Origin of the sequence: Bacillus sp. EE-W1 (assembly GCF_009760835.1) — a bacterium.
Lineage (GTDB): Bacteria > Bacillota > Bacilli > Bacillales > Bacillaceae_G > Bacillus_A > Bacillus_A wiedmannii.
On the sequence record NZ_WIPE01000071.1, the window covers coordinates 23,039 to 36,517 of the forward strand.

At 32.9% G+C, this 13,479-nt stretch carries 12 protein-coding genes; 6 read left to right on the top strand and 6 right to left on the bottom strand.

Annotation, left to right across the window (positions count from 1 at the left end; genetic code table 11):
* Window positions 1-2: 2 nt before the first annotated feature.
* Complete coding sequence (locus GFJ36_RS18400) at window positions 3-296, bottom strand: ArsR/SmtB family transcription factor (RefSeq protein WP_046954619.1); 294 nt, start codon at window positions 294-296, stop codon at window positions 3-5.
* Window positions 297-1,013: 717 nt separating this feature from the next.
* Here GFJ36_RS18400 and GFJ36_RS18405 point away from each other — a divergent pair.
* On the top strand, window positions 1,014-1,367 hold the full coding sequence (locus GFJ36_RS18405) for a hypothetical protein (protein WP_087984034.1): 354 nt from the start codon (window positions 1,014-1,016) through the stop codon (window positions 1,365-1,367).
* Window positions 1,368-1,617: 250 nt separating this feature from the next.
* On the opposite strand, the gene GFJ36_RS18410 is transcribed toward GFJ36_RS18405, so the two are convergent.
* Window positions 1,618-2,055 (bottom strand): hypothetical protein, encoded by a 438-nt coding sequence (locus GFJ36_RS18410; RefSeq protein ID WP_088064139.1) that lies wholly within the window; start codon window positions 2,053-2,055, stop codon window positions 1,618-1,620.
* A gap of 783 nt (window positions 2,056-2,838) precedes the next feature.
* Between GFJ36_RS18410 and GFJ36_RS18415 the strand changes: the two genes are divergently transcribed.
* Complete coding sequence (locus GFJ36_RS18415; RefSeq protein ID WP_088064140.1) at window positions 2,839-4,092, top strand: sensor histidine kinase; 1,254 nt, start codon at window positions 2,839-2,841, stop codon at window positions 4,090-4,092.
* Between the two features lie 456 nt (window positions 4,093-4,548).
* On the opposite strand, the gene colA is transcribed toward GFJ36_RS18415, so the two are convergent.
* Both colA and GFJ36_RS18425 read right to left on the bottom strand, forming a co-directional pair.
* Window positions 4,549-7,464, bottom strand: coding sequence for a collagenase ColA (colA, locus tag GFJ36_RS18420; protein ID WP_157349703.1), 2,916 nt, complete (start codon window positions 7,462-7,464; stop codon window positions 4,549-4,551).
* 202 nt (window positions 7,465-7,666) lie between these two features.
* Window positions 7,667-8,344: an MgtC/SapB family protein gene (locus tag GFJ36_RS18425; RefSeq protein WP_087984030.1), complete on the bottom strand. Its 678-nt coding sequence runs from the start codon at window positions 8,342-8,344 to the stop codon at window positions 7,667-7,669.
* A gap of 290 nt (window positions 8,345-8,634) precedes the next feature.
* Here GFJ36_RS18425 and GFJ36_RS18430 point away from each other — a divergent pair, with 290 nt between their 5' ends.
* Both GFJ36_RS18430 and GFJ36_RS18435 read left to right on the top strand, forming a co-directional pair.
* Window positions 8,635-9,153 carry a GNAT family N-acetyltransferase gene (locus tag GFJ36_RS18430; protein ID WP_087984029.1) on the top strand — a complete coding sequence of 173 codons (519 nt, stop codon included), beginning with the start codon at window positions 8,635-8,637 and terminating at the stop codon, window positions 9,151-9,153.
* On the top strand, window positions 9,150-10,067 hold the full coding sequence (locus tag GFJ36_RS18435; RefSeq protein ID WP_087984028.1) for a GNAT family acetyltransferase: 918 nt from the start codon (window positions 9,150-9,152) through the stop codon (window positions 10,065-10,067). Before GFJ36_RS18430 ends, GFJ36_RS18435 begins: the two co-directional genes overlap by 4 nt.
* Before the next feature lie 21 nt (window positions 10,068-10,088).
* On the opposite strand, the gene GFJ36_RS18440 is transcribed toward GFJ36_RS18435, so the two are convergent.
* Window positions 10,089-10,997: a VOC family protein gene (locus GFJ36_RS18440; protein WP_142314119.1), complete on the bottom strand. Its 909-nt coding sequence runs from the start codon at window positions 10,995-10,997 to the stop codon at window positions 10,089-10,091.
* A 175-nt stretch (window positions 10,998-11,172) separates the two neighbouring features.
* Window positions 11,173-12,084: a VanW family protein gene (locus GFJ36_RS18445; protein ID WP_000488977.1), complete on the bottom strand. Its 912-nt coding sequence runs from the start codon at window positions 12,082-12,084 to the stop codon at window positions 11,173-11,175.
* A 362-nt stretch (window positions 12,085-12,446) separates the two neighbouring features.
* On the opposite strand from GFJ36_RS18445, the gene GFJ36_RS18450 reads away from it, so the two are divergent.
* Entirely contained in the window at window positions 12,447-12,788 is a 342-nt protein-coding gene (locus GFJ36_RS18450; RefSeq protein WP_116480664.1) for a hypothetical protein, read from the top strand.
* A 117-nt stretch (window positions 12,789-12,905) separates the two neighbouring features.
* Window positions 12,906-13,479 (top strand): DUF3900 domain-containing protein (locus tag GFJ36_RS18455; RefSeq protein WP_157349704.1); only part of this gene is annotated, 574 nt, incomplete at its 3' end.

Below are 13,479 nucleotides of genomic sequence, written 5' to 3' on the forward strand. Positions count from 1 at the left end.
AGCTACAAACCTAGAATTCCTACAATCCGGCGAGCCTTAACATTATCAATATAATAATGCATCTCTAATCCTCGTCTTTCTACACGGAGCACAGTTCCCCTTAATTTTGATAGATGCTGTGAAACAGTGGATTGTGGGAGTCCTAATATTTCTGTCAACTGTGTAACATTACACAGTTTATGGTGCATTAATTCATTTACAATTTTTAATCGAACGGGATGTGCCATTACCTTTAATACATCTACATCTTCCTCTCGGATTTTAGCTAGATCTCTATTAGATATTAATGTTGTCATTTCGCATTCCCCTTTATTATTAATTTCTATTTTCCAATTATCCTTATAAGTAGTACTTATAGATATTTACCATTTGTCCTGTTGAGAAAATGTATTCTCGTTCTTAAACAAAAAAAGACACCAATCCAATAAACAGCTTTTACTGTTCCAATGAATTGATGCCCTCTAATTTTCAGCCAAACTATATTTTGTTTTAAAAGGATTATTTTATAGTCTATTACATGATTTTGAATGAGACTTAACATTCTTTGTTACTTAAATAGTAATACTTTTCTCCCTTGTTTAAGTACAAATCAAAATCTTGATTCCCCTTACACATATTGTAAAATCCAAAAGAAATGTTTCTTCATTTTATCTTATACAGACAGCATATATTATGTATTTCTCAACACCAATAAACGTAGCTAGCTCCCCTATAATGGTCTCTCTAGCTGGTAACTGTCATACCTTTTTAAAAAATCACTGTCTTTAATAACAGATCCTTTTAACTTTCCTCAATTAAAATATCCTTTTTATTTCATTTTCTGTTTAACCTCAATGCTATGTAAACTTCTTTTAATCTATTAATCTCCTACTAGACTTCTCCATGTAGAGATAAAGGAGACTTCTCGTTCAAATAATGAATTATGCAATATTGCATTTGATAATCGTTTTCATTGTAACTATAATAGTTACAGGATTACTATTAATCCAAATACTCTACGTGGAGGTTTTATTATGTTTAAAAAAATTATTGTATCTTCTATGGCGCTTACTATGTTGGGTGGGGCTGCAACTATGCTAGAAACACCTACTGCTCAAGCAGCTTCTTATAACTCAACATCAGCTTCTTACTTTGATGTCACTCCCGAAGAAGCTGCTGCTTTTTATCAATCTCAGGACTATAAAAAATTAAAAGACTTTATGGATGACTTTGAAGCTAGAAACCCTTATGTTCCTGGTGGAGGCTATGCTCAAGGTAGTGTCCGTATGCAAAAATTCAATGATGCCCTTAGAGCTGCTAAATTAACAAATGTATACCAAGAATTTATTAGAATTTCGTACTACAATCATTATCCAGAACCAAAATAATCAAAACAAATAAAATGCTTATTACTTTAACTTAGCCTAATTTTAAATGTATAGCCTAAAGCTAGAAAAATATCAAAATGTATTTATAAATTGTTGAAAACAATTCTCTTCTGTTTAATAGTAAAAAGCGAGCACCCTCTCGTAATTACATAAGGTGCTCGTTTTTATTTTTATGTGTAATTCTCGATTTAATATAGTTACTTTCTAGTAAGTAAAAACTAAATTAACTTATAAACAAAGCGTTTTAAATTTAATTCATAGATCTTACTGCAACTTGGAATTGTCCCTTAGAACCATCATTTGAAACGTAAATTTTATATGTTCCAATTGGTAATGGAGATAAAGCATTCCGTACATTTGTAACATTAATTTTTTGTTCTCCAGGTTTTATATAACCACCAACAATTAGCTCCATATTTGGACCTTTCACACTATATCCCATTGTATTTTGGCCATTATTTTTCATAAAGAAGCTTAAATTTCCACTCCCATTATATACAAAAGAAGTTACAGCCTCTCCACTATAATCCATTGTTTGAGTTAATAATAAGTCTACAGGAACATGTTCGACTATATGAATTGTATCATTCGTTTTGTGTATTTCTTCAGCATAAGTATTATTTCCTAACACACCAAGTGTTAATGCTGAAATTACTCCACAACTAAGCACTAGTTTATTTAACTTCATTTTAAGTTCCCCCTTGATGTTTGTAATCTATTACCATCATACATTCTTTTTCAGGTGCGTTTTTATGTAATAATTCATATCTTTAAACCTATATATTTTAACTTTACACCTTAATAGTTACTGAAAAACTCACATTGATAAAGCTACAGTATTATGATTCATAAAAAACATGTAAATTTCAAAATCTTTTTAACGAGAATTCATACAATTAAGTACCAAGCACTCAAATAAATAGCGTTTCCATTTTAGATAAAATATACTAATGAAAAATTTTGAAATTTACACTTTATAATTTGGTATATTCCATGTTAATATAACGAAGGCTACAAATAGAATCCACAAAATATATTTTTTCATAGAATATTCATACTTAAAATCCTATTATTTTATTAGTAACTCAATCCTAGTTTTCCTTATACAAAAGTCAATTTCTAGTTTCATATGTATAAATATCTAAGTAGATTTTTTTATCTATTATTTTTCCTAACGTCCTTATCAATTCTAATAAAGCGAAACTTTAATCAGTGGGGTTTTCTTCATCCCCCACTGATTATTAGTTGAACCAATCGGGCTTTTACAGGCAGTTGATCCCCTACCTAACTTCTTTGCTTCCGCTTAATTTTGAGGTGGGGGTCTTACTGCCCGTTTAATGCGGGATAAAAGTAATATTATAGTACTTTTTCAAGCGCTCTTCCTTTTTTAGATAGAAAGTCTACTGATAACTAAACATCTAAGTTTAACTCATACATAATCCAATATACAAACTATCGGAGATGCAAACCTATGGGAATATCTACTCTTTTATTAAATACCTTTATAATAATAATTTGTATCCTTAGCTACCACGTATTTTGGCTAGAATTTAAAGAAAAAAAAACATGTAATAATATATTGATTTCTATCCTTTCCTCCATTGCTATTATTTTTTGCATGACTTTTCCTTTTCATTTACATGCTGGATTTATTTATGATTTACGTTTTATTCCTATCATATTAGTTTTTCTATATGGAAATACAAAAAACATTGTTTTTATAGGAATTTTATATCTTTCTTATCGATTTTTCTTAGGCGGAAATGGAGTTCTTCCATCATTTATTATCTTTACTATTATTTCTGTTATAACAATGCTCTTTCGTTACTTATTACCAATGTATGTTAAAGAAAAAAAGATATTATTAAGCTTGCTTCTTATTTTAGTATGTACAACTTCACTTTCTATCTGCGGTATTGTAACTCAAATAAATACAGGTGGTAAAATTGACTCTACTCTCATAGAATTTTTATTAAATTATATAATCATTAATATATTTACAGTATTATTATCAGTGTATTTAATTGAGGGAATGATTGAGAAATATAAAATGAAAGAAAAGCTGCAACGGGCTGAAAAATTTTATATAGCTAGCGAACTAGCCGCGTCCATTGCACACGAAATCCACAATCCACTAACCACAGTACATGGATTCACTCAATTGTTAAATGAAAAACATGCCTCTAAGCTACCTCAGAATCAGTACTTAGAAATCATGTTAATTGAAATGCAACATATACAATCTACTATTAATAACTATTTATCTTTAACAAAACCACAGAACACCCTAAAAGAGAAAATAGATATTAATCATATTTTAAATCAAGTGAAAGACACTATTTCACCACTCGCTCTATCATACAAAGTTGAAATAATACAAAATAGTACAAATTCCTTTTATATAAATGGAGACCCCGAAAAATTCAGGATCTGTCTAAACAACATCATACAAAACGGAATTGAGGCCATGATAAATGGTGGAGTATTACAAATAAATATACAGAAAATTAAAGGTAATATTATAATCGATATTATTGATTCAGGGGTTGGAATGTCCTCTCAACAAATAAAGCGGATTGCTTTACCATTCTATTCAACAACAGAAAAAGGAACTGGGCTTGGTACTATGATTGCTTATAGTATTATTAAAGAATTAAACGGTGATATAGAAATAGAGAGTAAATTAGGCCAAGGTACACGATTTTCCATTAGTATCCCTTGCTAATATGAAGGAATTATTCAAATAAATTTTTTTCTATTTAACTTATAAAATAAATTTCAAAAATGCCGCTACTTAACTCATTAATCATCTTGATTTCGTGAATAAATTAAACGTAATAAGGACTAGAGTATATCTGTTTTTACGGATATACTCTAGTCCTTTAATTAAATCAAATATACTTGAATTTTATTACTTTGCTCACATCTCTATGAAATCATAATTCATCGATTGTATCTCATTTACTGATTAGGTCTACTTAACTTCAAGATAAGATCTCTTGATACTTGATTTCTTAATATCATTAGATACATTACCTATAGTTATTTTTTTATTTTAAATATTAAATTTTTAACATTCATAAAGATACCAATTTTTATCTTCATAACTGATATTGTAACCTGTATTACTTGATATAGACTTAAATTAATTTCCATTCATTGAAAGACAATTTCTCTTTTGCTATTTCACTTCTACTGTATAATTCCCTGTTCCCCCGCCATACTGATACACATGTAAATAATATTTTCCTGGATATGTGTAGTAACTTCCTACTAACTTATTCCCTTCTTGCTGGGCATACGTAACATAATTATTTAAATCCGCTTCTGAATAAAGAACCCAGTTTACTCCGATATTATTTTCCTTCGTTACATTAATTTGTAGGTTTTTCGCAGTTTCCACATTTATTTCAAAGTAATCACTCGTATCACCATTTCCTAAACTAGCACGTAAAACTTGATTTAATTGCAGTTTATTTGCTGTTTGGAATGAATTATTTGGCTCTTTTTCTACACTGTTATCTTCTTTCTTTTGAACCGTTACATTCGTTGTAACAGTATTCGTTAATCCTTTGTCGTCTGTTACTGTCAATTTTGCCGTGTACGTTCCTTCTTTTGTATACACGTGAGTTGGATTTTGTTCATTACTTACAGTACCATCACCAAACTCCCATTTATAAGCAACAATTTTTCCATCTTCATCTTTTGATCCATCGCTTTTAAACGAAATTATTTCATTTAAATTTCCGTTATATGGACCATTTATAACCGCAACTGGTGCTTTATTCACAGCACCTTCTTCTGTATTCATACCATGGAATACAACATCATATTCAAATTGTCCTGATGCATTCACACGATAATTTACAAAGTAAGCTGTTACTGTTTTATAGCCTGTCCATTCTTTTGCACTTAAACGTTTTAACGTATCATTTACGTTTTGTGTAATTGTTTTCCAGTCTTCATATTCCCCTTTTGCAGTAGTACCTGTATACGTTCCTTGCAGTGTAAATGTATTAAAGAACTGTGATTTATTTTTCTTAACTGATACATTACTTAATTTTGCTTCTGCTGTAATTTCTGCCGCAATATCTGAAACTGGTTTTGGTGCGTGAGTTGCTAAATAATCATCTGATACTAATGGAACATTATATTTCTCTCGGTTATCGACTAACATTTGCATATAGTCTTGATACTCTTTATTTAAATTCGCATCTTTACTTAATGCAGAGCGGTATGCATCATATGCTGTTACATCATTTTTTCTAATAAGATCATGAACTTTGTCAAACATATCATATCTCTTATTATACATATACGATTGTAAAGCGAATGAATAATTATAGAAATCCCACGTTCCATACTTTGCATTTAACGTTCGCTCTGCCGTATAACGTTCTGCTGGATTTGAAGATATTCCTCCTATAATGCTCTTTCTCGGTACAACATTATCCGTTCTCGTTGCCCCCGCAAAAAACTCCGCATTCCCTTCTTCAAACCAAGATAATCTCTCATTCTCATACATCTTACCTTGTCCCCAAAGCCCTGGTACTTCATATCTACCTTGTAAGTAATGAGTAAACTCATGTCGGAACAATTCTTCTAAACTATAAATACTTTCTTCTGGCGTACGTTCATAAGTAAAGAACGTACCTATTCCTTCTATATAAAGGCCACCGTTATTCGTTTCATATCCGTACAATTGACGATTAAATTGATATTCAGCTGGACTATTATAAATAACCATCGTTAATACATCATCAGGATTTCCTTTTTCTAAAGGTTGATCACTTTCAACTGTACGATGGAATTGTGCCTTTACTTCTTTTGCCGCCCAATATAAACGTTTTACTTTTTCTTCTGTCACTTTATCTCCAGCCTTTAAAACAATTGCCCCATCATCAAACGTATACGTTTTCGGCAAATACTTTTTCTTCCCGTCTTCTCGTATTTGATCTAAATTCACAACATTTCCATTTGCATCTTTCCCGCCATAGTTCGTCGCAATTTGCTCAGCCGCTACGAAATATTGCTCTCCTAAATACGGATACATTTTCATTGCGTCCGTTACAACTTGCAATCCTTTCGTTCCTGTACTATGGAACGTACCAAGTCTACCTGTATAATAAATACCATTATTAATTAACCAACCATTCTTCTCTGTCACCGTTCCAATTAAAGCAAAACGACTTAATTCATTAATATAGCTATCAATTTTTTGGTACCATACTGTATCTTTCGGCGCTTTTCTCGTATCGTATAAATACGATTGAATGTCGTAATCAACACCTTGCATAATATCGTAAATCGCATTTCCAGCTGAAAGATTGTCTACCAATGTAGAAAAATTATCGTTATATTGTTTAAAAATCTTTGCAGCTGATGTTATCGTTTCCACATCACTCGAAGCATTTCCTATTAATTTTCCGTATGATGATACTACTCTATTTTGTTCTAACGTACCGAGTTTGAAATTCAGGTTATTCGCAATCGTTTTTAATGCAGGTAAGCATTTATCATGATAGCTCCGCTCATTTAGTTTACTTAATTCTGTATGATAAAATCCTAAATAAAACCCTGAGCGTAATACCTCTACTAAAGTCTCAATCCCTTTAGAATCATCCTTCGTATAAGCTTGTCCTTGCTGCTTCAATTTATCAATAATTGCCTGCATCCTACTATCATTTTGATAGAATGCAAGGCTATCCTTATTAAATTGAAATAGACCCGTAATTTGCTCCCAATCAATTGTTACGAGTAGATCTACTAATTGCTGATTGTTTAATTGACTTAATTCAGCAATTGTATAAGTTTTCGCTGCAGCTAATTGCTTACTTTCTTTTTTTACTTCAGGTGGCCTTTGCGACAAATCAGCAAATTGTAGCCTTTTCTCAAAAGACTTATTTTCAAGCACTTTTGATGAATGAGCTAATTCTTGCATTGGCAGTTGTACACCAACTGGCTCCATTTTGAGCACATTCCGATAAGAAACTTGCTCTCCCTTTTTACTTTCTGCCAATGTGCTCCCTTGAAAACTCCCTAACATTAAACTAGCAAAACTTACCCCTACTAACACTTTTTTTGAATAGCCTTTCATGCTCTCCCCTACCTTACATTTTTTAGTGTCCCGCACCATTATTTTACTATTCTTACTTTTTATTCTGTATTGAGAAAAAATAAGGGAACGTTCACATATATATCCATACCGCGCAAAATTAACACTTGACTTTATGTGAATTTTATATCAAAAAAGATAGATAATAGCGAAATTCCTGCTATATCTATCCTCGTTTTCAACGCTATGATTTTAACTTTATAAACGTAACTTCCGGTAATGCTTGCATATGCTGAATAAATTCATTCTTTTCTTCTGACGATATATTTTTCAGTTGCATCCCTACCTTATAAACTATTTCTGTACCTCGCTGCAAAGCTTCCACTTCATATGACAGTATTGGAATACCTTTCACTTGTAGCGTTTCTACTATTTGTTGTACCACCTCATGTTTATTTATACACATTTGCACTGTTATATTTTGCGGAAATAAAAATTGCACCTTAAAAATACGACTCACAATCTCTAAACCAATTAAAACTAAAATCGTCGCTCCAATGCCTACTACATACATGCCAGCCCCAATTGCTAATCCAATTCCTGCTGTAGCCCATAAACCAGCCGCTGTCGTTAATCCTTTCACTGCCTGTTTTTGAATAATAATTGTACCTGCACCTAAAAACCCTACTCCACTTACAACTTGTGCTGCAATACGGCTCGGATCAAGAGCCATATGTTCCTCATTCATAATATCTGAAAAAGCATATTTCGAAACGACCATTATTAATGCACTTCCTACCGCTACTAGGAAATGTGTTTTTAATCCCGCTTCTTTTGATCGAATTTCCCTTTCAATACCGATTATTGCTCCTAACAAACCCGCAACACCGATTCGTATAATCAAATCAAAATTTACACTCACGAGCCCTTCCCCCTTTCATTCATTATAGATAGATAAAACAAAAATTATCACACACATCCTTTTATCGATATGAAGGAATTTTGCTAAAATACACTTAATACTCCGACCGTTTTATGTTAATATTTTAAATATTAACATAAAATAAATAACTTCTAATTTTAAAACTCCACTAATTTTCTAAAAAAACAAAGGTGGATTACATGAGATGAGGTTGAGAAAGTTAAGAAAACGCTTACATTTTATACTGTATTTTTTTATACATACTAAATAAATAAAGGAGCTTACTAACGATGAACGTCTCTTTACTTACACCTACTATCGATTTACAAGAAGAATACTTAGATTTTTATAACGAATGGAAAGATAGCGGTGAAACGATGATTCCGTGGGTTATTTCAAAGGACCCTTCTAACTTTCCGGCTATGATTCAAGAATTGCTCGATGCGCATAACGGAATAAACCTCCCTGAATCTTGGGTACCAGACTCTACGTATTGGCTCGTTACAGATGAAAATAAAATTGTAGGAGCTGTTAATATACGTCATAGTTTAACCGAGCATTTATTTAACGCTGGAGGTCATATCGGTTATGGCATTCGCCCTTCTGAAAGAAGAAAAGGTTATGCTACGAAGTTATTAGAATTATCGCTAGAAAAAACGAAGGAATTAAACATTACGAAAGCACTTGTCGTTTGCGACGAAGTGAATACAGCTTCAGAAAAAACAATTTTACATAACGGCGGGCTTCGTGATGATGATTTCATTGAGGAAGATGGAAATGTAGTAAGAAGATTTTGGATTGAGCTATGAAGAAGTCATCCGATGAAAATAATCTTGTTATAGAGAAATATAGTAGAAGTAATGAGCTAAAAGTAAAACAACTTATTGATTTATACAATGAAGACTCTTATCTATTTAACTTATTACGAGATAATAAAACAAAATGTGTGTATATTGCCTACTATAAAAAAGATGTAGTAGGCGTCTTTTTCACGTGGAACAGTAACTTCCATCCATACTGCACATACTTTCGAATGTATACAAATCCGTTCTATTCAGAGGTACACATTGAACAATTTTTATTAAACGAGATTCAAAAAAGAGAAAACTTCAAACTACCATTACAAACCTCTATATGGGGAACATCGGCTCATTTAAAAGCCTATTATGAAGAACATAATTTTATGGAAATCCGAAGAACATATATGCCGATATTAGAAGTACGCAAAATTATAGCTATCGATACAAAGCTTCATTCAAATTATGTTGTACAAAGCTTATCAATCATCCTATCCAATAATAGCTCCTTTGAAAAGCTAGCTCACTTAGTAAAAACGAATTATGAGGATACTCACTTAGCAAATCCCGTTGCCTCATACCCGCTCGAAACTTGGAAAGAACAGATTTTAACTGATGATGTGTTACTAGATGGGAGCTTTGTAATGATAGATGAAGACAATAAAATTATTGCGTACTCTTTCCTCCATACATCAGAAAAGGATAATACGGTAGAACTAGGATGGTGTGGGACTCACACTACAGAAAATTTATCCTTACTGAAACTTCTCGTTTTCAAACAAGCTATGTATACAAGTAAACACGGTTATTCTTTCATTCAAGGTGAATTCGATTCAACGAGTATATACGCAATGGAGATATTAAAATCTTTTCCTTTCAATCCTTGTGCTACTTGGATTACGTACCAAAAAGAAGTCGGAAAGTGATTATACACCTTCCGACTTCTTTTATGCTTTCTCTATTTCAAACTGCACTGTAATACCACTAGGATCTACTACTGTAAATCCGTTTGTACCTTCGTTTACTTTATGTTGTTTTTCTATTAATCTTTCTTTCACTTCATCTAACGCTTCTTTATGTGGTAATACAATTGTATACACTTTAAGTCCAGTTGCATGTGCGGGTGGGTGTGGATTATTTACTCCGTTCCACGTATTTGCACCTATATGGTGATGATATCCTCCTGCAGAAATGAATAAGCAGTCATCTTCACGCTGTTGCACTTCAAATCCTACTGTCTCTACATAAAACTCGTGTGACTTCTCTACATCTGCTATTCGTAAATGTACGTGCCCAACGACAGTATTAGCAGGTAATCCATCAACCTCATAATCAACGAGTGTTGCCAGTTCTTTTAAATCAAGCGGCGTACTTCCTCCTGGTCCTTCTCCCCATTGTTCGCGCGGACGGTCTGCATAAATTTCTATACCATTCCCCTCTAAATCTTGTAAATAAAACGCTTCGCTATACGTATGATCACTTGCACTATTAAACCTTGAGATCGGTAAAATTTCATTTGAATATGTATAACGTCCTTCTTGCTCAGCCGGACTATCAATTACATTCTTATTACGAATTACACCAAATAATGCCGAAGCAAAAGCCTCACGAGTCGGAACTAAAAAGGCTACATGATATATACCAGTCGTACGCGGTTCTTGCAGTACCCCGTCCTCTAACTTTTCAAGAACAAGTAACGTGTTCTTTCCACCTTTTCCTGATAAATATGCTTTATTCGCCTCTTGCTTAATTACTTCTAAGCCTACTACATTCTCATAAAATGCAATTTGGCGCTCTAAATTTTGCACTTTAAATTCAACATGACCAATACGTGTTTTCGGGTGAATTTGTACCATGAATAACTCCATCTCCTTATCCTGATATTTTCCTATTTCATATAACCGTTACTATGAAGGATACAACTAAAATCATCCTATGTAAATAAGAAAAGTCAGAATTTACACTCATTTTTTATTTTCATAATAAAAAAGTCACCTCTTCTAACTTTCAGAAAAGGTGACTTTATAACTATTATTTCATTTTATGTACTTCAGCAACTAACTTTCCACCCTGAATGCCCATATAAAGTTTCACAGGTGCATCATTCGTGTTTTCAAACACTAAGTCTAAGTATGGATATGCAATTGTAGCATCTCTTCCTTGTGGAACATAACCTACCGTTTTAGAATGTGTCGTTCTCTCTACCATTTTCAAACCAGCTTGATCTGCTGCATTGTATAATGTTGATGATGTTTGACAAACACCACCGCCATATCCATCTACTAATTTACCATCTACAATTTCTTTTCCTAATTGATACCCTTTATCTGGCGTTGTATCACCAATTAATGCATTGAAAGAGAAACTGTCTCCTTTTGCTAATACAACTCCATTTATGCTCGCTGCTGACAAACGGATATTCTCAATACGGCCACCTGCTGAGCCACCTAAATTCGTTTCATATCTACCAATTACCGTACCACTTCCTTGCGCATCACTTAATGTTGCGATAGGCTTTTTCTCAACAATAGGTAATTGATATGAAGAATCCCACATGCCAACGTTTAATAATTTATCTACTAATTCTTTTTCCATTAATTCATAAGAAGGTTTTCCTTCTTGCCAACTTCCATCAGGTGCTACACGTGAAGGGACCATCTTTTTGTCCACGCTTTTTCCAACCTCGCTAGCAACCTTCGTTACCGATTTTTTAAATTTTGCTTCGTCTTCAAAATAACCTAGACTCGATAAATCTAGCTTTTTCACTTCCGTACCAGTACGACCATCTACTAAACTAATAGAATCCTGTACCTCTGCTTTAGCCTCTACCGTGTGGCCACCAATATCACTTACTAATGCAACATCACTTACTTTTGCACCACAACCACTCACTATAGCTACACATAACACCCCAACTAATATACCCTTTACTTTACGGAACAATATACTCTCCCCTTTTTCCCAATATTACTTTTATGTATTATTTCATTTTTATGTATGTTTTGTTACAATCATTTTACAATATATTTATAAAATGTTACAAGTTATTTTTTACTCTATATAAATTACTCTTTTCTTTTCTAAATGTCTATACATATTTATATAAAAGTTTGAGTCCGATAGAATTGTAACCTTTATGTAACCTCACCTTTTTATCCAGTATATACCATAAAACAAAAGAAATACAAATGTAAAACTCCATATTCTTATTTATAAAGGAACACCTTGTGAACATAAATAGGTATTTGCCGTGCCACACTCCGCTTTTACACATACATTATGGTGAATTAACCTATTTTAAAGAAATGGAGGATGTTTTTATGTACCCCTACAATCCATACGATCCATATAACCAAAATGGTTATCAACCTCAATATGATTTACAAGCACAATACCAACAATATATAGATCCAGCAGAACAAGTTAATCCATATGATCAAAATCGACAATTCCAACTTCCCATCTCTTTTCCTGGTACTGGAAACCGTCAACTAGAAAGACGAGTAAATGAGCTTGAACAAAGAGTACGTCAATTAGAAAACACGGTTGAGCGTCATACACGTAGATTAAACCGATTAAACCAGCGTTTACGTACAATAGAAAACAGACTAAACATTCCATTTTCAGCATTAGAAGACGGATTTTAATTTCGAAAGTAAAAAATATATAAAGGAAGGGGCTCCCCCTTCCTTTATATAAATTGACGAAAGTTTTTTCCATCTCTATACTGATAAGAGTTAATGAAATGAAACAAGGTGATAAATATGGATTTTGAAATAAATTATCTTTCCTTTTATGTTGTACAAGTAGAAGGAAAAGGTGAAGCTGTTGATAAACGCTACAAACATTTTCAAACGTTAGACGCTGAAGAGTATGAAGATAGCTCCTTAAAAGAATTTTTGAATGGTGAATTATTAAAAATTTCAAAGCGAAAAGTAGAACGTCATGCGAAAACAGAACAAGCTCCGACAAAGATCGGTCGCTTCATTGTAGAAGAAGGGCACGAACTTGATTCAAACCCCCATTACAACCTCTTTAATCGCATTCGCTTTGCGGAAACAAAAGAAAACTTCAAAGATATGAGTGAACCTCTCGTTTATACATATCTGGACACAAGCGCTGTACGCGGTGGTGTATTTTTAATTGCGCAAGCAAAACTACGCAAATACTTTGATGATCCATTCGTTTTCGTTATGAAATGTGACTTCGAACCGAAAGTCGCTTCTATTTCAGATGAATCCACACTGATTCGTAACGTTGAAATGGCCATCACAACAAAAAACATGAAATCTATCCAATATCCGTACATGCCTGAAGAAGGTATGGTCGAAGTAGGCG

What these genes read in the sequence shown, in the direction of transcription:
- GFJ36_RS18400 (WP_046954619.1), bottom strand. Translation starts at nt 296, where the DNA reads ATGACAACATTAATATCTAATAGAGATCTAGCTAAAATCCGAGAGGAA.
- GFJ36_RS18405 (WP_087984034.1), top strand. Translation starts at nt 1,014, where the DNA reads ATGTTTAAAAAAATTATTGTATCTTCTATGGCGCTTACTATGTTGGGT.
- GFJ36_RS18410 (WP_088064139.1), bottom strand. Translation starts at nt 2,055, where the DNA reads ATGAAGTTAAATAAACTAGTGCTTAGTTGTGGAGTAATTTCAGCATTA.
- GFJ36_RS18415 (WP_088064140.1), top strand. Translation starts at nt 2,839, where the DNA reads ATGGGAATATCTACTCTTTTATTAAATACCTTTATAATAATAATTTGT.
- colA (WP_157349703.1), bottom strand. Translation starts at nt 7,464, where the DNA reads ATGAAAGGCTATTCAAAAAAAGTGTTAGTAGGGGTAAGTTTTGCTAGT.
- GFJ36_RS18430 (WP_087984029.1), top strand. Translation starts at nt 8,635, where the DNA reads ATGAACGTCTCTTTACTTACACCTACTATCGATTTACAAGAAGAATAC.
- GFJ36_RS18435 (WP_087984028.1), top strand. Translation starts at nt 9,150, where the DNA reads ATGAAGAAGTCATCCGATGAAAATAATCTTGTTATAGAGAAATATAGT.
- GFJ36_RS18440 (WP_142314119.1), bottom strand. Translation starts at nt 10,997, where the DNA reads ATGGTACAAATTCACCCGAAAACACGTATTGGTCATGTTGAATTTAAA.
- GFJ36_RS18450 (WP_116480664.1), top strand. Translation starts at nt 12,447, where the DNA reads ATGGAGGATGTTTTTATGTACCCCTACAATCCATACGATCCATATAAC.